General features: G+C 64.5%; 25 protein-coding genes and 1 tRNA gene. 12 read left to right on the top strand and 14 right to left on the bottom strand.

Features of this window, described 5'->3' with window-relative positions; all coding sequences use genetic code 11:
• Positions 1 to 383 precede the first annotated feature (383 nt).
• A tRNA-Glu gene (locus CV770_RS32810) sits at positions 384 to 458 on the bottom strand.
• 57 nt (positions 459 to 515) lie between these two features.
• Positions 516 to 860, bottom strand: a complete 345-nt coding sequence (locus CV770_RS32815; protein ID WP_028140457.1) for a hypothetical protein — start codon at positions 858 to 860, stop codon at positions 516 to 518.
• On the opposite strand from CV770_RS32815, the gene CV770_RS32820 reads away from it, so the two are divergent.
• From CV770_RS32820 to CV770_RS32830, 3 genes are all read left to right on the top strand, one after another.
• Positions 859 to 1,866: an RluA family pseudouridine synthase gene (locus CV770_RS32820; protein ID WP_091958217.1), complete on the top strand. Its 1,008-nt coding sequence runs from the start codon at positions 859 to 861 to the stop codon at positions 1,864 to 1,866. The genes CV770_RS32815 and CV770_RS32820 overlap by 2 nt on opposite strands.
• 217 nt (positions 1,867 to 2,083) lie before the next feature.
• Positions 2,084 to 2,983, top strand: coding sequence for an RNA polymerase sigma factor RpoH (gene rpoH / locus CV770_RS32825; protein WP_104465302.1), 900 nt, complete (start codon positions 2,084 to 2,086; stop codon positions 2,981 to 2,983).
• Between the two features lie 180 nt (positions 2,984 to 3,163).
• Complete coding sequence (locus CV770_RS32830; protein ID WP_104465303.1) at positions 3,164 to 3,505, top strand: hypothetical protein; 342 nt, start codon at positions 3,164 to 3,166, stop codon at positions 3,503 to 3,505.
• Positions 3,506 to 3,514: 9 nt separating this feature from the next.
• Here CV770_RS32830 and CV770_RS32835 read toward each other — a convergent pair whose 3' ends face one another.
• The 4 genes from CV770_RS32835 to CV770_RS32850 form a co-directional block, all read right to left on the bottom strand.
• Positions 3,515 to 4,141 (bottom strand): peptidoglycan recognition protein family protein, encoded by a 627-nt coding sequence (locus CV770_RS32835; RefSeq protein WP_104465304.1) that lies wholly within the window; start codon positions 4,139 to 4,141, stop codon positions 3,515 to 3,517.
• A gap of 33 nt (positions 4,142 to 4,174) precedes the next feature.
• Complete coding sequence (locus CV770_RS32840) at positions 4,175 to 5,386, bottom strand: GGDEF domain-containing protein (RefSeq protein WP_201760149.1); 1,212 nt, start codon at positions 5,384 to 5,386, stop codon at positions 4,175 to 4,177.
• Between the two features lie 819 nt (positions 5,387 to 6,205).
• On the bottom strand, positions 6,206 to 6,817 hold the full coding sequence (locus tag CV770_RS32845; RefSeq protein ID WP_104465306.1) for a LysE family translocator: 612 nt from the start codon (positions 6,815 to 6,817) through the stop codon (positions 6,206 to 6,208).
• Positions 6,818 to 6,935: 118 nt separating this feature from the next.
• On the bottom strand, positions 6,936 to 7,310 hold the full coding sequence (locus tag CV770_RS32850; protein ID WP_091958235.1) for a response regulator: 375 nt from the start codon (positions 7,308 to 7,310) through the stop codon (positions 6,936 to 6,938).
• 121 nt (positions 7,311 to 7,431) lie between these two features.
• Here CV770_RS32850 and CV770_RS32855 point away from each other — a divergent pair, with 121 nt between their 5' ends.
• Positions 7,432 to 8,262: an SDR family NAD(P)-dependent oxidoreductase gene (locus tag CV770_RS32855; RefSeq protein WP_104465324.1), complete on the top strand. Its 831-nt coding sequence runs from the start codon at positions 7,432 to 7,434 to the stop codon at positions 8,260 to 8,262.
• Positions 8,263 to 8,486: 224 nt separating this feature from the next.
• On the opposite strand, the gene CV770_RS32860 is transcribed toward CV770_RS32855, so the two are convergent.
• The gene (locus CV770_RS32860; RefSeq protein ID WP_104465307.1) at positions 8,487 to 9,293 is read right to left on the bottom strand and encodes a lytic murein transglycosylase; all 807 of its coding nucleotides are present in this window, start codon (positions 9,291 to 9,293) and stop codon (positions 8,487 to 8,489) included.
• A 114-nt stretch (positions 9,294 to 9,407) separates the two neighbouring features.
• Here CV770_RS32860 and CV770_RS42250 point away from each other — a divergent pair, with 114 nt between their 5' ends.
• From CV770_RS42250 to CV770_RS32875, 3 genes are all read left to right on the top strand, one after another.
• On the top strand, positions 9,408 to 9,551 hold the full coding sequence (locus CV770_RS42250) for a hypothetical protein (RefSeq protein WP_161500053.1): 144 nt from the start codon (positions 9,408 to 9,410) through the stop codon (positions 9,549 to 9,551).
• Positions 9,552 to 9,667: 116 nt separating this feature from the next.
• A complete protein-coding gene (locus CV770_RS32870; protein ID WP_104465309.1) occupies positions 9,668 to 10,009 on the top strand; it encodes a hypothetical protein in 342 nt (113 codons plus the stop codon).
• 548 nt (positions 10,010 to 10,557) lie between these two features.
• Entirely contained in the window at positions 10,558 to 10,794 is a 237-nt protein-coding gene (locus tag CV770_RS32875) for a hypothetical protein (protein ID WP_028140470.1), read from the top strand.
• Positions 10,795 to 10,811: 17 nt separating this feature from the next.
• Here the strand turns inward: CV770_RS32875 and CV770_RS32880 are convergent, their stop codons facing one another.
• The 3 genes from CV770_RS32880 to dnaG all read right to left on the bottom strand — a co-directional run bounded on the left by CV770_RS32880 (position 10,812) and on the right by dnaG (position 15,919).
• The gene (locus CV770_RS32880) at positions 10,812 to 11,192 is read right to left on the bottom strand and encodes a thiol-disulfide oxidoreductase DCC family protein (RefSeq protein ID WP_104465310.1); all 381 of its coding nucleotides are present in this window, start codon (positions 11,190 to 11,192) and stop codon (positions 10,812 to 10,814) included.
• Between the two features lie 185 nt (positions 11,193 to 11,377).
• Complete coding sequence (gene rpoD, locus CV770_RS32885) at positions 11,378 to 13,522, bottom strand: RNA polymerase sigma factor RpoD (protein WP_104465311.1); 2,145 nt, start codon at positions 13,520 to 13,522, stop codon at positions 11,378 to 11,380.
• A gap of 375 nt (positions 13,523 to 13,897) precedes the next feature.
• The gene (dnaG, locus tag CV770_RS32890) at positions 13,898 to 15,919 is read right to left on the bottom strand and encodes a DNA primase (protein WP_104465312.1); all 2,022 of its coding nucleotides are present in this window, start codon (positions 15,917 to 15,919) and stop codon (positions 13,898 to 13,900) included.
• Positions 15,920 to 16,189: 270 nt separating this feature from the next.
• Between dnaG and CV770_RS32895 the strand changes: the two genes are divergently transcribed.
• Positions 16,190 to 16,753, top strand: a complete 564-nt coding sequence (locus tag CV770_RS32895; RefSeq protein WP_104465313.1) for a chlorite dismutase family protein — start codon at positions 16,190 to 16,192, stop codon at positions 16,751 to 16,753.
• Here the strand turns inward: CV770_RS32895 and CV770_RS32900 are convergent.
• On the bottom strand, positions 16,750 to 17,148 hold the full coding sequence (locus tag CV770_RS32900; protein ID WP_104465314.1) for a gamma-glutamylcyclotransferase family protein: 399 nt from the start codon (positions 17,146 to 17,148) through the stop codon (positions 16,750 to 16,752). The genes CV770_RS32895 and CV770_RS32900 overlap by 4 nt on opposite strands.
• Positions 17,149 to 17,223: 75 nt before the next feature.
• Between CV770_RS32900 and CV770_RS32905 the strand changes: the two genes are divergently transcribed.
• Positions 17,224 to 18,027, top strand: a complete 804-nt coding sequence (locus CV770_RS32905; RefSeq protein WP_104465315.1) for an N-formylglutamate amidohydrolase — start codon at positions 17,224 to 17,226, stop codon at positions 18,025 to 18,027.
• Between the two features lie 3 nt (positions 18,028 to 18,030).
• Here CV770_RS32905 and CV770_RS32910 read toward each other — a convergent pair whose 3' ends face one another.
• Together CV770_RS32910 and CV770_RS32915 are read right to left on the bottom strand one after the other, a co-directional pair.
• A complete protein-coding gene (locus CV770_RS32910) occupies positions 18,031 to 18,651 on the bottom strand; it encodes a LysE family translocator (protein ID WP_201760148.1) in 621 nt (206 codons plus the stop codon).
• Positions 18,652 to 18,909: 258 nt separating this feature from the next.
• Positions 18,910 to 20,355 carry an LVIVD repeat-containing protein gene (locus tag CV770_RS32915; RefSeq protein WP_104465316.1) on the bottom strand — a complete coding sequence of 482 codons (1,446 nt, stop codon included), beginning with the start codon at positions 20,353 to 20,355 and terminating at the stop codon, positions 18,910 to 18,912.
• Positions 20,356 to 20,471: 116 nt separating this feature from the next.
• Here CV770_RS32915 and CV770_RS32920 point away from each other — a divergent pair, with 116 nt between their 5' ends.
• Genes CV770_RS32920 through CV770_RS32930 form a run of 3 tightly spaced genes read left to right on the top strand, consistent with a single transcriptional unit; the run spans position 20,472 to position 21,758 of the window.
• On the top strand, positions 20,472 to 20,786 hold the full coding sequence (locus CV770_RS32920) for an ArsR/SmtB family transcription factor (RefSeq protein ID WP_104465317.1): 315 nt from the start codon (positions 20,472 to 20,474) through the stop codon (positions 20,784 to 20,786).
• Entirely contained in the window at positions 20,779 to 21,249 is a 471-nt protein-coding gene (locus CV770_RS32925; RefSeq protein ID WP_104465318.1) for an SRPBCC family protein, read from the top strand. The genes CV770_RS32920 and CV770_RS32925 overlap by 8 nt, the downstream gene beginning before the upstream one ends.
• Positions 21,246 to 21,758, top strand: a complete 513-nt coding sequence (locus CV770_RS32930; protein ID WP_091958293.1) for an SRPBCC family protein — start codon at positions 21,246 to 21,248, stop codon at positions 21,756 to 21,758. Before CV770_RS32925 ends, CV770_RS32930 begins: the two co-directional genes overlap by 4 nt.
• Positions 21,759 to 21,949: 191 nt before the next feature.
• Here CV770_RS32930 and CV770_RS32935 read toward each other — a convergent pair whose 3' ends face one another.
• Positions 21,950 to 22,720, bottom strand: coding sequence for a DUF2189 domain-containing protein (locus tag CV770_RS32935; RefSeq protein ID WP_026201985.1), 771 nt, complete (start codon positions 22,718 to 22,720; stop codon positions 21,950 to 21,952).
• Positions 22,721 to 22,881 lie beyond the last annotated feature (161 nt).

Consider the following 22,881-nt stretch of genomic DNA (forward strand, 5'->3'; position numbering starts at 1 on the left):
GACTTGCGGCCAGGACTTGCGGCCAGGACTTGCGGCCAGGACTTGCGGCCAGGACTTGCGGCCAGGACTTGCGGCCAGGACTTGCGGCCAGGACTTGCGGCCAGGACTTGCGGCCAGGGCTCTTCTCGCGATCGCCGCTCAAACAGGCGTTGCGGGGAGCCCGAGCCACGCGCTCGTCATGCAACCATCGCGCGGCACAGAAGCGACGGCGCGATGTGGCTTACTTTGCGCCGGAGTGAATGTTAGGGCGGGTTCACTCGATCGCTTCATCAGCATCAGCGTCGACGCTGCGGCGCGCAACCTATGACCAAGCGAGACCGCCCGGCCGGACGGGGCCGCCGTCGGATGGGGGCGCAGCAAAAAGTCGAGGAATATCGCGGATTTGGCGCTCCCTAGGGGAATCGAACCCCTGTTTCAGCCTTGAGAGGGCCGCGTCCTAACCGCTAGACGAAGGGAGCGTGAGGGCTAGCCAATAGCCTCGAAATTTGTCCGCCGCAAGGACCCCGAGGAGCCTTTTACGGCTCATTGGCGAATTTCAGCCGTCCGGCCGGCTTGAGCGTGTGGGCGTCGAAGGTGCGGATCTCGATGACACCGCCGACATCCAGGCTGACCACGAGGCGGTCGCCGGCGAGGCCGGTGGAGACGATTTTGGCGCCCTTCGGCAGGATGGCGGTGACGTCGCTGGCCGCCTCGGCCGCCCTTCCCTCGGACTTGAAAAGGCGGTAGCCCACCGCGATCAGCACGGCGCAGATCGCCAGCGCCGTGGTCAACCCCGCGATCAGCATCATCCGCCGCACCCGCGCGAACAGCGCGGCCTGCTCGGGGCTCGGTTCGGGAACAGCGGTATCAGTCGTCGTCATGGAAAATTTTGGCTCTGCGCAAAGGTTGGAGGTTGTCGTCGACGGCAACGAGGGCTCGGCCCGGCTCGACCGCGTGCTGGCGGCACACCTCACCGACCTGTCGCGATCGAGGCTGAAAGCCCTGATCCTGGCGGGCGCGGTGAGCCTGAAGGCCTCCGCGGTCCGCGACCCCGCTTATCACGTCACATCCGGCGATACGATCACAATCGACGTGCCGGAAGCGGCCCCGCCGGAGCCGAAGGGGGAGGATATCGCCCTCGATATCGTGTTCGAGGACGATGACATCGTCGTCCTCAACAAGCCGAAGGGGCTGGTGGTGCACCCCGCGGCCGGCCACGAGACCGGCACGCTGGTGAACGCGCTGATCGCCCATTGCGGCTCTTCGCTGTCGGGCATCGGCGGGGTGCGCCGGCCCGGCATCGTGCACCGGCTCGACAAGGACACGACAGGGCTGATGGTGGTTGCCAAGAACGACCTCGCCCATGCCTCGCTGACCGCGCAATTCGCCGACCACGGCCGCACCGGTGCGATGCGCCGCGGCTATATGGCCTTTGCCTGGGGCGTCCCTAGCCGCCATCGCGGCACCGTCGACGCGCCGATCGACCGCCATCCGCATGCGCGCGAGAAGATGGCGGTGCGCCAGGGCGGCCGCGAGGCGGTGACGCATTGGGAGATATTGGAGAGTTTTAACGGACGCGACGGCAAGCCGATCGCGACGCTGCTGGCCTGCGAGCTCGAGACGGGGCGCACCCACCAGATTCGCGTCCACCTCGCCCATGTCGGTCATCCCCTGATGGGCGATGCCGTCTATGGCCCGCATTTCAAGACCAAGGCGAACCAGCTCGGTCCCGAGTCGCAGGTCGCGCTGACCGCGCTTGGGCGGCAGGCCCTGCACGCATATTTGCTGGTATTGGAGCACCCGAGGACCGGAGAATTACTCCACTGGGAGGCGCCTTTGCCGGAGGATTTGCTTCTCCTCCAGAGCACCCTGAAAGCGGCGGTATGACGCAGGCCCTTTAAGAAAAGCGTTACATTACAAAAGATTATAGCTGACACACGGGGTCGTGACGTCAGCAATCCTTCCCTTTTTGCCCCCCCATGGGGTATATTGCGCTTGCGTTGGAAATGACCAACGGAACATCGCAGCTACGGCCGGCTTTAACACAGCGGTCGTCTGCCTGGCCCGCCGCTATCGGGGGCCTGAACCTTTGGAGGGCTTCAGTATGGCCCGTACCGCTGCTTTGCCGGTCCTCAATGGAGAATCCGGCCTTTCCCGTTACCTCGCCGAGATCCGCAAGTTCCCGATGCTGGAACCCCAGCAGGAATACATGCTCGCCAAGCGTTGGCGCGAGCATGACGATCGCGACGCGGCGCACCAGCTCGTCACCAGCCATCTCCGGCTCGTGGCCAAGATCGCCATGGGCTATCGCGGCTACGGCCTGCCGATCTCCGAGGTCGTCTCGGAAGGCAATGTCGGCCTCATGCAGGCGGTAAAACGTTTCGAACCCGAGAAGGGGTTCCGTCTCGCCACCTACGCGATGTGGTGGATCAAGGCGTCGATTCAAGAGTACATTTTGCGTTCCTGGTCGCTCGTGAAGATGGGAACCACCGCGAACCAGAAGAAGCTGTTCTTCAACCTGCGCAAGGCGAAGAGCAAGATCAACGCGCTGGACGAGGGCGATCTGCGCCCCGACCAGGTGAAGATAATTGCCAAGCGCCTCGGCGTCACCGATCAGGACGTGATCGACATGAACCGCCGCCTCGGTGGCGACGCGTCGCTCAACGCACCGATCCGCGACGACGGCGAAGCCGGCGAATGGCAGGACTGGCTGGTCGACAATACGCCCAACCAGGAAGCCATGCTGGCCGAGCACGAGGAGTATGACGAACGCCGTGACGCGCTGAACGGCGCCATGGGCGTGCTCAACCCGCGCGAACGCCGCATCTTCGAGGCCCGCCGCCTCGCCGATGAGCCGATGACGCTGGAAGACCTCGCTGCCGAGTTCAGCGTGTCGCGCGAGCGCGTCCGCCAGATCGAGGTCCGCGCCTTCGAGAAGGTGCAGTCCGCGGTCAAGGGCACGATCGCAAGGGCCGAACAGGCCGCGCTGGAAGCCGCGCACTAAGCGGGGCGTTTCCGCGGTAAGAGATTGGCGGATCGAGAAGAGAAAAAGCCGGCGGCAACGCCGGCTTTTTTGTTGGGTGAGCTGTGGCAGCTTCGCGAAGCTGGCGGGGCACCTTGAACGCCTATGACGGGTCGCCCGACACATGATGGTCGGATCACATCACAAGAGCGGGCACGCACCGTGTCGATCATCCTGCAATCCACCGTCGGTGGCTTCTCTCCCCAGTTCATGCGCAAGCTGCCGCTGGTCGAGCGGGCGATGCGCGAGCATGGGCTGGAGCCGTCGGAGTTCGTGATCTCCAAGGACTATGCGTCGACCGCGACGATCCCGCTCATGGGGCCGTTCTTCTTCAGTTACAGCGTGTTCTTTGGCGAGGAGACATTCACCGTCACCGAGCCGAACGACATGGTGTTTTTGGATTACTTCTTCAAACGCGTACTGGCTGTCGATGATCCGCCGGAATTGCCGCAGCGGCCGGGTTTGATGCGACGGTTCTTCGGCTGGATGGCGCAGGCAGTTTAACGCCTCCCGTCACTCCCCCCACATCCTCGCCAGCGTCGCGAGCCAGCAGCCTTCGCAATAGCGCGCGTCCTTGTAGTCAATCCAGTTGTGCGCATAGACGCGGTCGAGCGGGATATCGTAGCGCGCGCGCAGGACCTGAACGAGCACGCGCCACGCAGCGACCTGCGCCTCGGTCGGGCCGGCCGCGACGTCGGGATAATTGCCGGCGAACTCGACGCCGATCGAATTGTCGCGCACGACCTGACGATAGGTCGCGCTGTTGTCGATGAACTTGTTGTCGTTGCGGTTGGCGCCGTCGCCATGGGTCGGCACCAGGTTTTCCGCGACCGCCCAATAGACCGTACCGTCGGTCTCCACCCACACGGTGACGCCGCGCCGCGTCGGGGTCTTCGCTTGCGCTTGCGCCCCGCCGCGCGCCGAGCCCGCCGGCCCCTCGGTCTGGTGCACGATGATGTTGCGCCAGGGTCTTGCGCTCCGGACGTCACCCCATGGCGCCAGCCAGACCATCTTCAGGCCGGGAATGTCGGGCGTGCCGGAGGCGCGCGCGAGCTTTGCGAGCTCGGCATCCTCGGCAGCGGCGGGGGCGATCAGAAAGAAAGCGGCCAGAACGGCCGCGAGCAGGCGAGCGATCATCATGCGGGTCCAACAGAGACCAAACCTAGCATGGCCTCAGGCGAAATGGCGCGCGGTCTCGCCCCGGCCGATCGGCTCAGGCGAGAGCGGCGGCGACGGATCGTAGACGGCAAAATCGTTCTTGCCGTTCTTCTTGGCGGCATAGAGGGCGTGGTCGGCATTGGCCATCAGGCGATCCGGGAATTCTCCGATGCCGCGATCCCACTGCGCGACGCCGATCGAGATCGCGATCGGGATCTCGCTGCCGATGCAGGCCTCGGCGTCCTGACGGCAGACCTCGAGCACGCGCCGGGCGATCGCGGCGGCCTCGCGCAAGGACGAGGACGGCAGCACGACGCAGAACTCGTCGCCACCGGTGCGGGCCAGCATGTCGCCGGGCCGAAGCCGCGTCTGCGTCATCAGGGTGAAGTGCTGCAGGCAGGCATCGCCGGCGGCATGGCCGTGGGTGTCGTTGATGGTCTTGAAGCCGTCGAGATCGATCACCAGCAGCGAGAACGGTGCGCCGCTACGCTCCGAGCGGGCGCATTCCTCGGTCAGGCGCTGCAGCAGATGCCGCCGGTTGGCGACGCCGGTGAGATCGTCGAGCAGCGCGAGATCGGCGACCTCGCCCCGCAGCCGGTCCATCGCCATCAGCAGGAAGCCGAAATTGAGCGTCATCGACAGGAACAGCAGCCCCAGCACCATGACGGCATGGGTCTGGCCGCCGGCCTTCGCCGAGAGATCGTGGCCGAGCAAATTGCCGATCGTGCGGGCAATGAGGATCGCGATGATGGTGAGGATGACGATGCCGGACAGCCGCGCGCCCGGGCTGACGCGCCCTTCCGGCGGCGACAGCAGCAGGCGCAGCGCCAGCACCAGCGGCAGGGCCTGACCGAGCGTGTAGCTGAGCATGCGCAGCTGCATGTGCTCGAAGCCGACCATGAAGACCACGACGCCGGCAAGGCTCAAGCCTCCCGTCACGGTCATCAGGCGCCACGAGACCGGCCGGCCATAGAAGCGCTCAATGCCCATCGCGGCGAGGCAGCTCGCGGCGATGACGCCGGCCGCGCCGAACAGAAGCGGGAGGGGAGAGGCGACGAACAAGCGGACCAGCGCCGTCATCGCGCCGATCGCACCGACAAAGGACGATGCCATCCAGAACCGCGCGGCGGCGAATTTCGGATAGGAGCGCGTCACGTAGGCCCAGATCACGCCGAGCGCCAGGAAGTTGACGACGAAGACGGTCCAGAGCGTCGGCACGTTCAGCATGACACGTGCGGCATGCGCAGCGTCGCGCCCCCCGTCCCTGGCAGCCGTCCGTCCATGACCCATCCCCGTTTTCTTGCGGAGAAGAATGCGGCCCGCGCGCTTAATGGAGTCTCACCGCGTTCCGGCAAAACGCGCCTTTGGTTTTGGATTCATGAACGGCGGCGCTCCGTTGTCGGATCGTTAGGGATATCGGCGGCGACGCTGCTTCGATGCCGCGATGCGGATTCACGCACCAAAATCACCCGAAAATGCATCTGAGCTGTGGATAACGCGATGACACGGATGTGACAGCACGGGGCAGGAAGGCGCGAATCTGCTGAGTTTGTCGTCGAGGATGTTGCGAGGCTGGCCCTCCGCCGAGCATCCCTCGTGTCGCGTTCCACCATTAACCCTTAAGAGGATCCTATGGCTAAGAAAGCGAAGAAGGCGACGAAGAAGAAGGCGAAGAAGGCCAAGAAGGCGAAGAAGAAGTAACGAGGCTTCTGTTTCTTTGCCCGGGTGGAGCCTCGCTCCGCCCGGGCTTCGGGTCAGCGTTGAGAGAGTATGAAGGTGGCGGGCGCGAGGCCCGCTTTTTTATTGGCTTGCTCTCTCAATCGTACGACCGAGCAATGGCCAATAGCGGCAGCGCCTGAACGCACGCCTCGTCCTTCGAGACGACCGCCGCCGGCGGTCTCCTCAGGATGAGGCTAAGCAGCGCTGTGCCCGTTGAATCCGCTGCCACGCACTCCGTCCTCATCCTGAGGTGCCCGCCTAAAGCGGGCGTCTCGAAGGATGGCGGCAAGCGCAAATGCCCTAGCCACGAGCGACCTGAAGAAGAAGCTATCGTTCCGCGAAGGCCAGCTTGGCGCCGAGCGCGGCGAAACCGGCGGCGAAGCTGCGGCGCAGCCAGGCCATGATGCGCGGGCGGGAGATGACGTGCTCGCGCACCGCGGCGGCGCAGAGGCCGTAGACCACGAACACCGCAAGGGTCATCGCCATGAAGGCGCCGCTCAATTCCAGCATGCGCGCCAGCACATGGGCTTCGTCCGCGGCGATGAACTGCGGCAGGAAGGCGAGGAAGAAGATCGACAGCTTCGGATTGAGGATGTTGATGAGAAAGCCGGTCACGATCACACGGCCGACCGAACGCTCGCGGATCTCACCCTCGACCGCCAACGCCCCGCTCTCGCGCAGCGCCTGCCAGGACATGTAGAGCAGATAAAGCACCCCGCCCCATTTCAGCGCGGCAAAGGCGAGCGCGCTGGTGTGGAGCACGGCAGCGAGCCCGAGCATCGCCGCCATCATGTGCGGCACGATCCCGAGCGTGCAGCCGAAGGCGGCCGCGAGGCTGGCACGCGAGCCGCGCGTCAGCGCCGCAGCCAGCGTGTAGAGCACGCCGGTGCCGGGGGACGCGACGACGATGAGCGAGGTGAGCAGGAAGGACCAAGTCATGGGCGGACGCTACCACCCGGCGTCGCGGCGGGGAAGCCGGGCCTTGGGCCTTCAGTCTTGATCCGTCATCCCTGCGCAACGGCTTGGCCGTTGCGCAGGGATGACGGGTTGAGAACGCTCACGCCAGCTGCGCGAGCTCGGCTTCGCGCAGCACGTCGAGCGGCGCCCAGGGTTTGGCCCAGAACTTTGCGCCGTCGGGCAAGGGCTGCATCAACGGACGGCCGGAGGTGACGACGACGTCGAGCTTGGGATTGCGGTCCTTGGCGACATGCGCGAGCTCGACGCCGTTCATGGGCCCCGCGAGCTGGACGTCGGTCATCATCAGGCAGAGCGCGCCGGCGCTCTTGTCGAGGACGCGCTCGGCGGCCTCGGCGCTTTCGCATTGGATCACCTGGTAGCCGCTCTCCTCCAGCAGCAGGCTCAGCATCTCCCGCTGCATGACGTCGTCTTCAACGATCAGCGCAGTTGCGCGAAATGGCTGTGCTTGTCCCATCGGCATCTCCCAACGATCGCTTGCGTAACGTATGTTAAGGAGCCAATGCGTCTGCGGTTCAGTTCCATTCTGAAAAAATGTAAAGCATAGTTCCCGCAGCAGAGGCTTGACGGGGAACATCATGACAGCGATTCGCGGCGCCGCCGCCATCACGGGAGCCGCCAGCGGCATCGGCCGCGCGCTGGCGATCGAGCTTGCACAGCGCGGCTGCGATCTTGCGCTCGCCGATCGCGACGAGGCCGGGCTGAAGACGCTCGCGGCCGAGATCGGTGCGGGCCGCAAGGTCAGCGTGCACCGCGTCGACGTCGGCGAACCCGACGACATCGCGCAATTCGCGAATGCGGCGATCTCCGCGCATCCCGCGCTCGGCATCGTCGTCAACAATGCCGGCGTGGCGCTGATGGGCTCGTTCGAGGAGATCGACCAGGCGCAGATGGACTGGCTGTTCGACATCAATTTCTGGGGCGTGGTGCATGGCACGCGCGCCTTCCTGCCGCATCTGAAGACGAGACCGGAGGCGCACATCGTCAACCTCTCTTCGATCTTCGGCATCATCGCGCCGCCGGGGCAATCGGCTTACGCGGCGGCGAAATTCGCGGTGCGCGGCTTCTCCGAGAGCGTGCGGCACGAGCTCGCGGTGGCGGGCAGCCCGATCAGGCTGTCGGTCGTGCATCCCGGCGGCGTCGCCACCGCCATCGCGCGCAACTCGCGCACCGGGGTCGGCGTCACCGACAATGCCCGCCGCGCGCAATCGATCGAGCGGTTCGAGACCGCGGCAAGGACCACGCCGAAGGACGCCGCGCTGCGCATCATCAGGGGTATCGAGAAGAACGAGCCCCGCATCCTGATCGGCAACGACGCCCGCTTCATGGACCTGTTGCAGCGCTTCCGCCCGGGAACGTATTGGGCGCCACTGCAGCGGCGGCTGGAGAAGATGGCGAAGGGAACGTGAATTCGTAGGATGGGTAGAGCGCAGCGAAACCCATCATGTTTCCGCGAGGAGGTCGCGCGATGGGTTTCGCTTCGCTCTACCCATCCTACAAGCGATGCGCCCTTTACTGCCCGGCTGTCGTAGGGTGGGCAAAGCGAAGCGTGCCCACGACTTCGTACGACGACGCAAAGGTCGTGGGCACGGCGCGTTGCGCCTTTGCCCACCCTACGAGACTGAGTATGTGGTTACTGCCCCGCGAGCCGATCGGCGAAATACCCGATCGTCTTACGATACACCACCGCCCTGTTCCACTCGCGCATCGCTTCGAAATTCGCTGTACCTTCGCCGTAGGGCTGGCCCATCTTGAAGCCGCTGGTGTGGAGCAAATTCGCGGTCGAGGCGAGCACGTCGGGGACGCTGTGGCGGAGGTCGACATGGCCGTCGCCGTCGAAATCGACGCCGTATTTGATGTAGGACGACGGCAGGAACTGGGTCTGGCCGATCTCGCCGGCAAAGGCACCGATCAGGTCGCGCAGCGGCAGGTCGCCGCGCTGCACGATCTTCAGCGCAGCGAGCAGTTCGCCCTGGAATAGATCGGTGCGGCGGCAATCATGCGCGAGGGTCGCGAGCGTGCGGACCACCGGCATCTTGCCGATGTCGCCCTTGCCGAAATCGCTCTCCAGGCCCCAGATCGCGACCAGGATATAACGTGGCACGCCGAACTGCTGCTCGATGCGCGAGAGCAATGCGGCGTGGCGCTGCAGCAAGGCGCGGCCGCCATTGATCCGACCGGGGCCGACGCGGGTCGAGACATACTGCTCAAAACTCTTGTTGAACGTGTGGCGCTGGCGCCGGTCGAAGGCGAGCACCGCGCCATCGGGGGTCACGCCGCTGAGCGCCGCGTTGGTCACGCTTGCCGAGACGCCGGCCGCTTGCGCTTCCTGGGCCATGCTGGCGACGAAAGCGTTGAAGTCGCCGCCGCAGCGCGCGGCCTGCGCCGACCCGCCGGCCAGACAAATGACGGACGCGGCGGCGAGAAGCAGTCTCAGCATGTGGAGCAATCCCCTTAAAAATCCTAGCTGCGAAGCAGCGCGCGGATCATGCCCGGGAAAGCAGCGAGCGTCAAAGCGCAAGGCTTGAAAGCACAAGGCTTGAAAGCGCCAGGCTTGATCCGCATCAAACTGTCCCACCGCCCAGATGGCAGCGAGCGGGAGATCATCACCTCGCTCGGCCTTGCGCCGCGCGCGATTTCGAACGCGACGGATGCCGGCCGCGCGCTGAACCGGCGTGTGGAGCTGGTGGCGCCGTGAAGCGTCGCGCGGGAGTTTGATGCGGGTCAATATCGCAGCATGGACGGCGTGAGATGGATGCCGCAGACATGCTCTCTCGTCATTCCCGGGCCCGACAAAGTCTGAGGCAACCAGCCATGCCCGACCATCAGAACAAGCCGGCCCGCCCCTCGCTCCTCCGCATCCCCCTGTTCCGCCTGCTCGCCATCAACCTCGCGATCGGTGCCTGCGCCGCGACGCTCCTCGTTGGCGGTCTGCTCTGGCTCAATCCCGGACGTCTGCGCGAGTTGATCTTCGCCGACAGTTCGCCCGGCATCGCGCTCGCGCTGCTGCTGGCATCCTTCCTCATCACGTTCGGCTCGGCCGCGAAGGGCAGCGCGATCATGGCGCAGGGACTTCAAGAGCACAGCGGCAAGAGCGGCGGACACGGATCGCGGCTGGCGGTGCAGGAGACGGGGCGGCGCACGCGCGCGCATTGAGACATGAGGCGGCGATGGAACTCGCTTTTACAACTCGAGATCACACTGTCTGCACGCAGGCGGGAAGAGGTGCAGGCTGGCGCGCCTTCCGACACAGCGTTGCATCGCCAGGGCCGGCAAGATGAACAAATTGGTTTGACGGTCTAAACAATTGCTTCGATGTGAATCGAAGCCACATGTCGCGACCATCGCATATCTGATCCGCTCGCTGCGACATCAACGCCGCCACGATTTGCCTTGCCATCGCAGGGCGCCTTCTATAGCCTTCTATTTTAGGTTGTCGCCCTGCCAGCCCCGGGCGACACTGAAGACCAAAAATAAACGGCGGGCTTCGGCCCGCCGTTTATTAAGGCAAGCGTTGGCCGAACAAGGGTTGTTGAGCAAGGGTCCCTCGAAGGGCCGCCGCAGATCGCAGGCAGGCGCCTGCCCCCTCCCCCGTAGCCGGATTTCGATCAGCCGCATCTAGTCCCGTCGCGTTCGGGGTCGGACTGCCGTCGGTGATCGCCAAAGTCATTTGACTGCGGCCCTCCAATCGACGACAAGCCGCCATGGCCAAAAAACCCGGAACCAATCCCAAAGGCGAATTCGCCTTTTTCAACGTCTTCTATGAAGACGATTCCCAGCGCTCCAACCGCCGCGTGCCCTCAGAGCTGCTCGGCGGCCTCGACGGCGACGAACCCGCGCGCAACTTCATCATGGAGCAGGACCGCGAGATCGCGGAGAAGAGCGGCCGGCCGGCGCTCGAGATCAAGCGGATCGAGCGGGTCGGGGTGAAGAAGAAGTAGACGACATAAGCAGGCGCTCACCAGCGCCCGCTCCTCTTATTCCAGGCAAACAGCAGATCGGCAAACCGGTCATAGACAAACCGCGTGACCGGCAGCGCTACGCGATTGCCGAACAGCGCAGCAAGCCAGCCCTCCCCCGGCGTCAACCGCCACAACGCAATCGCGACATCCGCACCGACGATCAGCCTGCCGGCCTCATCGGTCGCGTGCAGGCGGCGCCTGATGTCGTCGAGCGAAGCACCAAAGTGCACCAGCGCATCTGGCTCCTCGTTGATGTCCCTGAACTCAACCGTACCCGCGCGCGCCAGCGCCAGCAGCTTGTTGCGCTGCCAGTCGATGCCGCCGTCACAGACGGGGCAGCAGGTGTTGTACCAGACGGTGAGGTGATAGTCGGGCATAGCTGGCGGGTTTGAAAAAAGCGGAAGAGCAACGGAGATGGAATGAGCAAACCAACGGCATCCGCTTCGCAATTTACTATCCGACGCAATCCAGGCGCCAGCACAAAGAAAAACGGCGAGCTTTTTCAGCCCGCCGTCTTCGTTACGATGGATGCCCGGGTCGGGCCCGGGCATTACAATCCCGATTAATTATCCAAGAAGCTCCGCAGCTTCCTGCTCCGCGACGGATGCTTCAGCTTCCGCAGCGCCTTCGCTTCGATCTGGCGGATACGCTCGCGCGTCACCGAGAACTGCTGGCCGACTTCTTCCAGCGTGTGGTCGGTGTTCATGCCGATGCCGAAGCGCATGCGCAGCACGCGCTCTTCGCGCGGGGTGAGCGAGGCCAGCACGCGCGTGGTGGTCTCGCGCAGGTTGGACTGGATCGCGGCGTCGATCGGGAGGATCGCGTTCTTGTCCTCGATGAAATCGCCGAGGTGTGAATCCTCTTCGTCACCGACCGGGGTCTCCAGCGACAGCGGCTCTTTCGCGATCTTGAGAACTTTTCGTACCTTCTCCAGCGGCATGCCGAGCTTCTCGGCGAGCTCCTCCGGGGTCGGCTCGCGGCCGATCTCGTTGAGCATCTGGCGGCTCGTGCGCACGATCTTGTTGATCGTCTCGATCATGTGCACGGGGATGCGGATGGTGCGCGCCTGGTCGGCGATCGAGCGCGTGATCGCCTGCCGGATCCACCACGTGGCGTAGGTCGAGAACTTGTAGCCGCGGCGGTACTCGAACTTGTCGACCGCCTTCATCAGGCCGATATTGCCTTCCTGGATCAGGTCGAGGAATTGCAGGCCGCGGTTGGTGTATTTCTTGGCGATCGAGATCACGAGACGGAGGTTGGCTTCCACCATCTCCTTCTTGGCCTGGCGTGCTTCGCGCTCGCCCTTCTGCACGGAGTGCACGATCTTGCGGAACTCGACGATCTCGAGGCCGGTCAGCGCGGCAAGCTGATGCACCTCGTGACGGAGGTCCTTGATGCGGTCCTTCTCGTGATGGACGAAGTTCTTCCAGCCCTTGGCCGAGAGCTTCGAGACGCGGTTGAGCCAGCGCGGATCGAGCTCCGAGCCGGTGTAGTTGCGCAAAAAGTCCTCGCGCGCGACGCCGTGGCTGTCGGCAAGGCGCATCAGGCGGCCCTCATGCGAGACGAGGCGCTTGTTGATGTCGTAGAGCTGCTCGACGAGTGAGTCGATACGCGCCTGGTTGAGGCGCAGCGACTTCACCTCGACGATGATCTCGTCCTTCAGCTTCTTGTACTTGCGCTCCTGGTGCGGCGAGAGCGACTCGTTCTGAAGCTGGTTCTGGATGTCCTGCTCCTGAAGCTTGCGCAGCTTCTTGTAGCTGTCGGCGATCTTGTCGAAGATCTCGACCACCTTCGGCTTGAGCTCGGCCTCGATGGCCGCGAGCGACATCTGGTTCTCGAACTCGTCGTCGTCCATGTCGGACTCGGCCGCGGCCTCGCCCGGATCCTTCTCCTCGCCGGCTTCCGTGCCGCCCGGCGCAGGTGCGGCACGGAACGGGGTCGGCGACGGCGGCGCGGCGGGCGGAGCGACATGCGCGGGGGCGCCGACCGCCGCGGCGGCCTGGCCACCCTCGGCGGGCGCTTCACCGTTCTCGCCGGTGGGACCTGATATCATCGCATTGTTCATGCCGGCCTTGGCGTCGGGGCCGGCATAGGTGGCTTCGAGATCGATGATGTCGCGGAGGAAGATCTTCCCTTCGTTGAGCTCGTCGCGCCAGATGATGATGGCCTGGAAGGTCAGCGGGCTTTCGCACAGCCCTGCGATCATCGCCTCGCGGCCGGCCTCGATGCGCTTGGCGATGGCGATTTCGCCTTCGCGGGAGAGCAGCTCGACCGTGCCCATCTCGCGCAGATACATGCGCACGGGATCGTCGGTGCGCTCGCCCGGCTCGCTCTTCTTGACCTCGGTGACGGCCTTCTGGGTGACCTCGACGAGCTCGTTGTCGGTCTCGTCCTCGCCGCCCTCGTCCTTGTCCTCCTCGCCTTCGCTATCGTCGGCTTCGGTGACGTTGATGCCCATGTCCGAGAGCATCGACATGATGTCCTCGATCTGTTCGGGCGAGGTCTGGTCGGACGGCAAGACTTCGTTGAGCTGATCGAAGGTCACGAAGCCGCGCTTCTTGGCCTGCTTGATCATCTTCTTTACAGCGGCGTCGGACAGGTCGAGCAACGGCGAGGGCGCGTCCTGGGAATCCTTCTCCGGCGCGTCCGCTGCCTTGTCGTCTTTTTCCTTGTCCTTCGCCTGCAGCGTCTTTGCCTTGGTGGCCATCCATTGCTCCTAAACGCGCTTCAATGCAGTCGGCTCGCCGCGTCTGCCTGAATTCACATGAACCTGTTGCCCGACGCTCTCGCTTCGGCAGCTCTCGACACGGAAAGGGCGGCGCACATATCTCTCGCCACCCCCAACTCTCTCTCGCCGGAAATGCCTAACGCTTCGTCAGCCTCTTTGTCGCAGCGGATGCAGGTGTAGTGCCAACAGCAATGCGCGGATTCATTCCTGACGCGTCTGTTCTGCCTGCGGCCGCCTGGTGGCCAAAGTGCTACAAGACCGTTAAGCCTCGATTAACCCTGTTTTTGCCGCCAAACCTTGGATTTGGCGAGTCTTTTAGCGGTTCCGGCCCCAGCCGTCCGCATGATTCTTTCATCACACGCTCTTCTGGAACCGACCCGACAGCTCGCCAAAACCCTCGATCAGGGCTTCGGTGCCGTCGACCTCGGCCATCCGGGCCTTGACGTCACGCAGCCACGCCAAATTGGCCTCGCTGGGGTCCTCCCCCAAGGCCAGCTCGGCGTCTTTCAGCTCTCTAAGTAGTGAATGCCATTGCCGATGCAAGGCAACGAGCTGATGCCAGGTGGCGAGAACATCGTCGGGGGCGGCACCTTCGCGGGCGCCCCACACCGCCGCAGTCGTGATGCCGTTCTCAACCCTTTGAAGGACTTGCGAAAATCCGCCTTTGGCGAGATCGCCGCGCATCTTTTCGGCCTGCTCGCCGGGGTCCGCGGAGTGGTGGTGGTCGTTGGCAAAGGCGGCGATGATGCCGGCCCTGAGCTTGTGGGCCTCAGGATGGGCCAGCTCCAGGGCCGCGACCTCCTCGAGGTGATCGTGCAGCAGCCAGGGGTGGTTGATCAGGCATTGCAGGATCAGGGCCTCCCGGCGGGAGATGGCGCTGCGCTGGCCGCGCATGATCGGGCTGGCCGCCAGCTGCGGGCTCGCCGCCTGGTAGGGACCGGAGGGTAGCGGGATGGGACCGGGCGGGCCGCGGCGGCCGCCACCGAATCCCTGGCCGCCGAATCGATTCGCGCCTCCGGCAGCCCGGGGCTGGAATTGGCGGCCGGAATTGCCTTGAAAATTGCCTTGGAAATTGCCCCGGCCGGCAAAGCCGCCGCGGCCACCCTCAGGCGCGAAAGTGCGCCGAAGCCGCTCGGCAAAATCATCGCGGTAATAGCGCCGCACCACCTCGTCGCGGATGCCGTTCGCGAGCTCCTTGATGCGCGCCTCCAGCGCGGCGCGGCGCTCGGGGGTGGCAAAGTTGCCGCCTTCGAGCTCGCGCGACCAGATCATCTCGGCAAGCGGCTTCGCCGCCGCGATGACTTCCTCGATGGCACCGCGGCCGCCGGAGCGCGCGAGATCGTCGGGATCCTGGCCTTCCGGCAGCAGCGCGAAACGAAGACTCTTTCCGGGCGCGAGGAATGGCAGCGCGAGATCAGCAGCACGATAAGCCGCCTTCTGGCCGGCACGGTCGCCGTCGAAGCAGAGGATCGGCTCGTCCGCCATCTTCCAGAGCAGCGCCAACTGGCTTTCGGTGAGCGCGGTGCCGAGCGGCGCGACAGCGCCCGCAAAGCCCGCGGTGACCATGGCGATGACGTCGACATAGCCTTCGACCACGATCAGCGCGCTGCCGTCATGGGTGGCCTTGCGCGCGGTCTGATGGTTGTAGAGATTGTCGCCCTTGTGGAAGAGCGGCGTCTCCGGCGAGTTCAGGTACTTTGCCGGAACGTCCTTCTCCAGCGCGCGCCCGCCGAAGGCGATGACGCGGCCGCGCAGATCGGTGATCGGGAACATCACGCGATCGCGGAAGCGGTCATACGGCACGGGAATATCGTTGCCGGCCACCAGCAGGCCGGTCTCGACCATGTCGTCGACGGAGATACCGAGCTTGCCGAGATGCTCCTTCAGCGCGAAGCGATCGGGCGAGGCATAGCCGAGGCGGAACTGCAATTGCGTCGCCGGCGAAATCGCGCGGTCAGCGAGATAGCCGCGCGCCTTGGCGCCGACGCGCGAGGCCAGCGTCTCCGCGAAATAGGTCGCGGCGAGATCCATGACATCATGCAGCGTGCGGCGGCGCTGCTCCTGCCGCGCCGCATCCGGCGTCACCGCTGGCAGCGCCAGGCCCGCCATGCTGGCGAGCCGCTCGACGGCCTCCGCAAACGGCAGCCCGTCGGTCTCCATCACGAAAGAGATGATGTCGCCGTGCTTGCCGGAGGAGAAGTCGTGGTAAAAACCCTTCTGGTCGTTGACGTAGAAGGACGGCGTCTTCTCCTGCTGGAATGGCGACAGCCCCTTCCACTCCCGCCCGGCCTTCTTCAGCTTGACGCGCTTGCCCACGACCTCGGAGACCGAAAGCCGGGCACGAAGCTCGTCGAGGAATTGGGGTGTGAAGCGCATGGGCCTGTGTAGCGCGAACCGGGGTGAGTCGGGCGAAGGATGAGGGATATAGGGGCGCGCCGACCAAAGGCCAGGTTTCTCGGGCTTATCCGGGTTATTCGACCTATGCACAGGGCTCCGCCACGCGTCATTCCGGGGCGCCCGTAGGGCGAACTACGGTGCGCAATTACGCACCTGAGAATCTCGAGATTCCGGGTTCGATGCTGCGCATCGCCCCGGAATGACGGGAAAGCCTTGAACCCGCCCCGGTTCCACGCTTCCATATCCCCCATGTTCAGGACCTTTCGGGGCGGCCACAGCGGGGGCTGGCGTGTGATCTCGATCGCACCCGTAACCGGCGAGCCCCTGCCCTTCATGCCGGCGCTGTCGGTGACGGACAGCGAGGCCGTCTCGTTGCCGCTGGTGCCCTCGCGCAATGCGTGGCGGCTGGTCGGGGCCCCGAGCAATTTGCGCTACACCGAGCGGCCTGAGAAGCAGCAGCTCACGGCCGTGCAGGCCGGGCTCGGCCGGATGGAAGCAACCAGCGCGGCGCTGATCCCGATCCGCAAATCGCAGGCCTGGTGGGATCTGACGCAGGAAGAGCGCCGCAAGATCTTCGAGGACAAGTCGCACCACATCGCGAGCAGTCTTCGTTTCCTGCCCGCGATCGCGCGCCAGCTCTATCATTGCCGCGACCTCGGCGAGCCCTTCGATTTCCTGACCTGGTTCGAATTCGCCCCCGCGCATGCCTCGCTGTTCGAGGAGCTGGTGGCGATGCTCCGGGAAACCGAGGAATGGAGTTACGTCGAGCGCGAGGTCGACGTGCGCGTGGTGAAGGAAGTGCTGTCGGCTTAGTGCGCCAAGAACCGCCCGGACTCGATGAGTGGCAGACCCGTGACGGGCCAGTTGTAGACATAGGTCCAGGCCTTGTCCGTGGTGCCGTCAGCCAGCGTCACGTCGATCAGCCGGCGCAGATATTCGGTCGGCTCCGGAAAGCCCTCGCCGCAGGCCTCGTACATGTCGAGCTCGCCCAGGAGCTCGTCAGGCACGCGTATCCGGAAGAGCTCGCCATGGACGATGTCGGAGGCAGCATTCGACAGCAGCAATCCCGGATAATGCTTCACCAGAACGAGCCGGCCGCGGCAGGTCGCTTCACCCAAGAAATCCGCGTGGCCCGCAAGCAGCCGCGCCATCGGATGGTCAAAGCCGCGCATCAGGGTGCCGTAGACGAAAAGGCGATCGGAGGTCATGCTGCTCTAAAGTTGCGATGTCGGTGCAATATCGTTACTCCGTTTAGACACGTAATCGTTTCATAGGCAATCAGGATGGATCTGCACACGGCCGAGGCCGCCGATCAACTGCTCGGCGAGGGCGATATTTTGCCCGTGCATGAGGTGAATGCCGAAGGGACTTCGCCCTTTCTGCTCACCTCGGATCATTACGGACGGGTGCTGCCGCATGCGCTCGGCGATCTCGGTGTTACTGAGGCCGAGCTTGTCAGGCACATCGCCTGGGACATCGGCATCGCCGGCGTCGCCGACCGCCTAGCCAAGATGCTCGACGCGCATCTGATCGCGCAGCGCTATTCGCGGCTCGTGATCGACTGCAACCGCCCGCCGGCCGCGGTGAGCTCGATCCCCGTGATCTCCGAGGCGACCGCGATCCCGCGCAACGAAGGGATTTCGGAGGGCGAGCGCGAGGCACGGCGGCGCGAGATTTTCGAGCCCTATCATGATCGCATCGATGCCGCGATCGACGCCCGCCTGCACGACAAGCGGCCGACGGTGCTGGTGTCGCTGCACAGCTTCACGCCCGTCTATGCCGGCGTCGCGCGGCCCTGGCACATCGCCGCGCTGTACAACCGCGACACCGTGCTGCCGCAGCTGTTGCTCAAGCATCTGCGCGCAGAGGGCGATCTCGTCGTCGGCGACAACGAGCCTTACGCGGTCAGCGACCTCACCGACTACACCATCCCCGTCCACGGCGAAGGGCGCGGTCTCGTCAACACCGGCATCGAGATCCGGCAGGATCTGATCGCCGACTACGCGGGCCAGCAGCAATGGGCCGAACGGCTGGCAAGGATCCTTGCCGAGGTCGCGGTGGAGCTGAAGGCGGAGCTGTTGGTGTAAGCCTCACTTCGCCCTGGTCAGCGCCAGCCAGATGCCGCCGCCGATCATGAAGCCGCCGGAGATGCGCGACATCATCCGCGTGCGGCGCGCCGAGAAGAATTTTCGCGCGCGGCCTGCGGCGATGGCGTAGAGCGCATCCGTTACCACGGCGGTGACCATGAAGGTCGCGCCCAGCAGCGCGACTTGCGGAAAGTGCGGCTGGTTCATGTCCATGAACTGCGGGATGAAGGCGCCGAAGAACACCAGCACCTTCGGGTTCGACAGCAGCACCACAAAACCCTGCAGGAAGAAGCCGCCCCGCGGCGGCGGAGGCGGTGTGTCGACATCGACGCCCTCGACCGGCGCCCAGATCAGCTTGATGCCGAGCCAGACCAGATAAGCGGCGCCGGCAAAGCGCACCCAGTCGAACCAGTAGCCCATGGTCGCCATCAGCGAGGTCAGGCCGACCGCGACGATGCCGATGACGATGGCAAGGCCGGCCTGCGCGCCGGCCACGTTGGTGAGCGCGGCGCGCGTGCCGTGGCGCAGGCCATTGGCGATGACGAGGGTGACGATCGGCCCCGGCAGCAGCGCCAGCGCAATGCAGGCGGCGACGAAGGCGAAATAGGCTTGCATGGACATCATGGGGGAGACTCGGCTGATGGCGGCTTGCGGGTATTAATGCATGGGATGAGCGCAGAGGGAAGTGAGATGAGCGCAAGGTGCGCGCTCAACCGGCAGCGTCATCCTCCGCGAAAGCGGGGGATCCACTACGCCGCAGCTTCTCCGTATCCCACCAGCGTCTCTGGAATACTGGATCCCCCGCCTTCGCGGGGGACGACAGCGTTGAATGTGGAAGCCGGCGTACCAACATCGACGCCGACATCGCCCCGCGCCGCATCGTCAGTTCTTCGGCAGGCCGGCGACATTGCGCGCCGGGCCGGTCAGCTCGAGGATATGCAGGCCGGTATTGGCGCGGTCGACGATGTAGATGTAGCCGCGATCATCCGTCTCGACATTGTTGGTCTGGATCGCGACCTTGCAGCGCTCGCCGCCCTCGATCGGGATGCAGCGCTTGTCGGTCGCAGCCGTGATCGACGGAATGAAGTAGCCGACTTCCTTCGGGTGGTAGGGATCACGGATGTCGAGCGCACGCACGCCGGCATTGAAGAAGGCGATGAAGGCCATCTTCTTGTAATAGACCGGCGCCATGCTCTCGTTCGAGGAATGCGAGCCGAACCGCCCGCCGCGCTGACAGAACTGCCCGCTCGCCTCCGGCACGGTGTAGCTCGAGATCATCATCGGCCGCGTCTCGGTGGTGACGTCGGCGAACCACACCATCTGCCGCGCCTCGCCGCATTCGTTGAGGATCGCTTCATTCACGATCATGACGATGTCGCGGGTCTTGCCGTCCTTGTCCTCGGAAAATTCCGCGATCGGCATGTCGAGCATCGGAAACGTCGTATGCGCGCCGTTGAAGGCCGACGTCGGCATGCGCGCAATCTCGGGATAGCGCAGATTGTCCGGCGTCGGCTCTTTCGGCCCGTTCAGGAGCTTGTCGCGATCGACGATCTGCAAAATGCCGCCCTTGTTGGTGCCGTAGCCGAAATAGACGCGGTTGCCGTCGGGCCCGGTCGAGATCGGCCCGTGCAGCTCGGTCGGCACCGCGCCGGTCGAACCGGGCTCCTGACCGGGCAGACCGAAGTCGCGGATCTTCTGCGGATGCGCGGGATCGGAGAGATCATAGATCTGCGTCATCCGCCGCGTGCGCCAGTCCGGCGCGCCCGAGACGAGATAGGCAATGCCGGTGTCGCATTCCCACCAGCTCTTGTGGGTGTCCTTCAGGCCGCCGATGCGCGTGATGAGCACTGGGCTCGCGGGATCAGTGACGTTCCAGATCTCGTGCGCCTCACCGCCGAAGGTCCTGAGCATGTAGACCGCGTTGGGATCGCCCTTCGGCAAGGCCTTGCCGTCGCACACCCGCACCATCTGCGCGCCGCCGGATTCGTACTTGCCCTCCTGCCCCGGCAGATGCCGCAGATATTTTGGACGCGCGGGGTCCGTGACGTCGACGATCGAGGTTCCGTTCGACTCGGCCTTGCCCGTCATCGGGTTGACGGGCGCGGGCACATCATCGGTGCCGCCGTGATGGCCGATATAGGCGATCCACCGATCGCCCTGGTGATGGATGCTCGGCTGATAGGCGCTGCGGGCCTGGAGGTCGTTGCTCCCGACGAGCTTCATGTTGGACGCTTCGGGCGGCGCGCCGACGGTCTGCTTCTGCGCCTGGGCCGCGGTGCTGCACGCAAAAAGGACGAGAGCGGCAACAAGTGAAACGCGACGGAACATCAACGTCCTCCCGGAACCAATCTGTGTCGGCTGAGCGTCGAGGCTAGCACGGCCGATTCCGCGCGCCAAAGACTCCATCTTGACATGAAACCATTTGGTTGCCTATTATCGGTGCCATGGATGAGGTCTTCAAAGCGCTCGCCGATGCGTCACGACGGTCGCTGCTCGACAGGCTTCACGCCAAAAACGGCCAGACGCTGAACGAGCTCTGCGAGGGCCTTGCTATGACGCGACAGGCCGTGACCAAGCACCTTGTCATTCTGGAAGAGGCCAACCTGGTCACCACCATCAGGCATGGCCGCGAGAAGCTGCACTATCTCAACCCGGTGCCGATCCATCAGATCAGCGAACGCTGGATCAAAAAATTCGAGCGCGGCAAGCTCGCCGCACTCAGCGAGTTGAAACGCCAGTTGGAGAAGCGCGATGAGTAAGCCGGAGTTCGTCTACGTGACCTATATCGAGACTACCCCGGAAAAGCTGTGGGAAGCGCTGACGTCGAGCGAATTCACCAGGCAGTACTGGTTCGGGGCCGAGGTCCGCTCCGACTGGAAGGTCGGCTCGCCCTTTGCGCTCACGCTCGACGGCGAAGTCACCGATTCCGGCGAAATCCTCGAGGCCGATCCGCCGCGCCGCCTGTCCTACAGCTTCAAGCACGAGAAATTCGAAGAGCTGCGCGGCGAGCCGATCTCACGCGTCGTCTTCACCATCGAACCGTTCGGCGCGCTCGTGCGTTTGACCGTGTTGCATGACGGCTTCGTCGAGGGCGGCAAATATCTCGGCGCCGTCTCCAATGGCTGGCCGGCGATCCTGTCCGGGCTCAAGAGCCTGCTGGAGAGGGGCAAAGTCCTCGCCATCCCGCGCACGGCGCTCAACAAGGGATTCGACGCAAAATGAACCTCGATCAATTCAAGCCGCTGACGGTCTACACCATCTACATCGCTTCGACGCCGGAGAAGGTGTGGGAGGCGCTGACCTCGGCCGAGTTCAGCAAGCAGTATTTCTCCGGCTTTGCGGTGGAGATGGAGCCGAAGCTCGGCGGCAGTTTCATCGTGCACGCACCCGACGGCTCCGAACACATCCGCGGCGAAGTGTTCGAATACGATCCGCCGAGGAGGCTCACGGTGAGCTGGAACGTCAATTGGCCCGACCTCGTGGAAAAGCTCGGCACCACCATTGTCACCTACGAGATCGAGCCAGCCGGCGAAGCCGTCCGCCTCACCTTGAGCCAACGCCACGACCGCGAGCTCAGCGACGATATTCTCTCCGGCGGCCGCACCGGCTGGCCCGCGATCCTCTCCGGATTGAAGAGCTTGCTGGAGACCGGCAAGGCGCCGCAGATCGAGATGTCCCCACCGGTGAGATTGCTGGAAGCGCTGAAGGCGATGGGCATCAAGACCCCGTAAGGTGAGACGGGGTCTGTCTCCGCGAACTCGGTATCGTGGGGTGGGCAAAGACGCACTTGCGCCGTGCCCACGACCGAGTCGACACCGCAACAGACGCGTGGGCACGCTTCCGCCTTCGCTCTGCGAGCTACGGCGGACAAGTCGCTTTGCCCGCCCTACGGCACTGCCCAAGGACAAAGGAAAGCAACTAGCTACACCGGCACCACCAGCCGCCGATAAAGATGCCAGGTCGCATGCCCGAGCACGGGCAGTGTCACGATCAGCCCGAGAAAGTAAGGCAGCGCCGAGACGATCAGCAGCATCACGATCACGGCGGCCCATGTGATCATCGGCAGCGGGCTCGTCACCACCGCGCGCACGCTTGTCACCATCGCCGTGACGAAATCGACCTCGCGGTCGAGCAGCAGCGGAAACGACACCACGGTCAGCGAGAACAGGATCAGCGACAGCACCGCACCAACCGCATTGCCGATGCCGAGGAACAGCAGGCCTTCATTCGTGGTCAGCACCACGGTCATGAATTCCTGAAGGCTCGAGAACGAAGCGTGCAGGCCGAGCAGCAGCGCGATCAAAAGCCGCACCTGGTACATCCAGATCACGAACACGAACAGCGTGACGAACGCCATCCAGCCGATCTCGCTGCGCGCGCGCACGGCCGACCAGATCGCGCCGAAGGAGACCGGCTCGCCGCGCTCGCGGCGGCGGCTGACCTCATAGAGCCCGATCGCCACGAACGGCCCGATCAACGCGAAGCCTGCCGCCAGGGGATAGACGAGATAGACCATACCGAAGGCGGTGAGGCACAGCATGATGGCGATCCCGCCGGCGGCGTAGAGCGCGCCGAAGCAGAGACCGTAAAACGGCAGCGCCTGGAAATCGCGCAGACCCTCGACCAGCGCCTCGGCGATATCGGTCGCCGCGACGCGACGTACCACCGGATCGACCTTGCCGGAGATGGACATCAGCTCCCTCCACACATCGACGCGATGTTTCGTCGCGCGCATGCTGCGATACTAGCGCCGCCGCGCGCAGGCGCAACTTGATGCGAACCGGCGCGAAGAGCAGCGGCGAGGTAACAATGCTCGCGGTGTGAAATCCTTCACCATCGGTGCGATTTTCGCGC

This window comes from Bradyrhizobium sp. AC87j1 (assembly GCF_002936975.1).
Classification (GTDB): domain Bacteria; phylum Pseudomonadota; class Alphaproteobacteria; order Rhizobiales; family Xanthobacteraceae; genus Bradyrhizobium; species Bradyrhizobium shewense.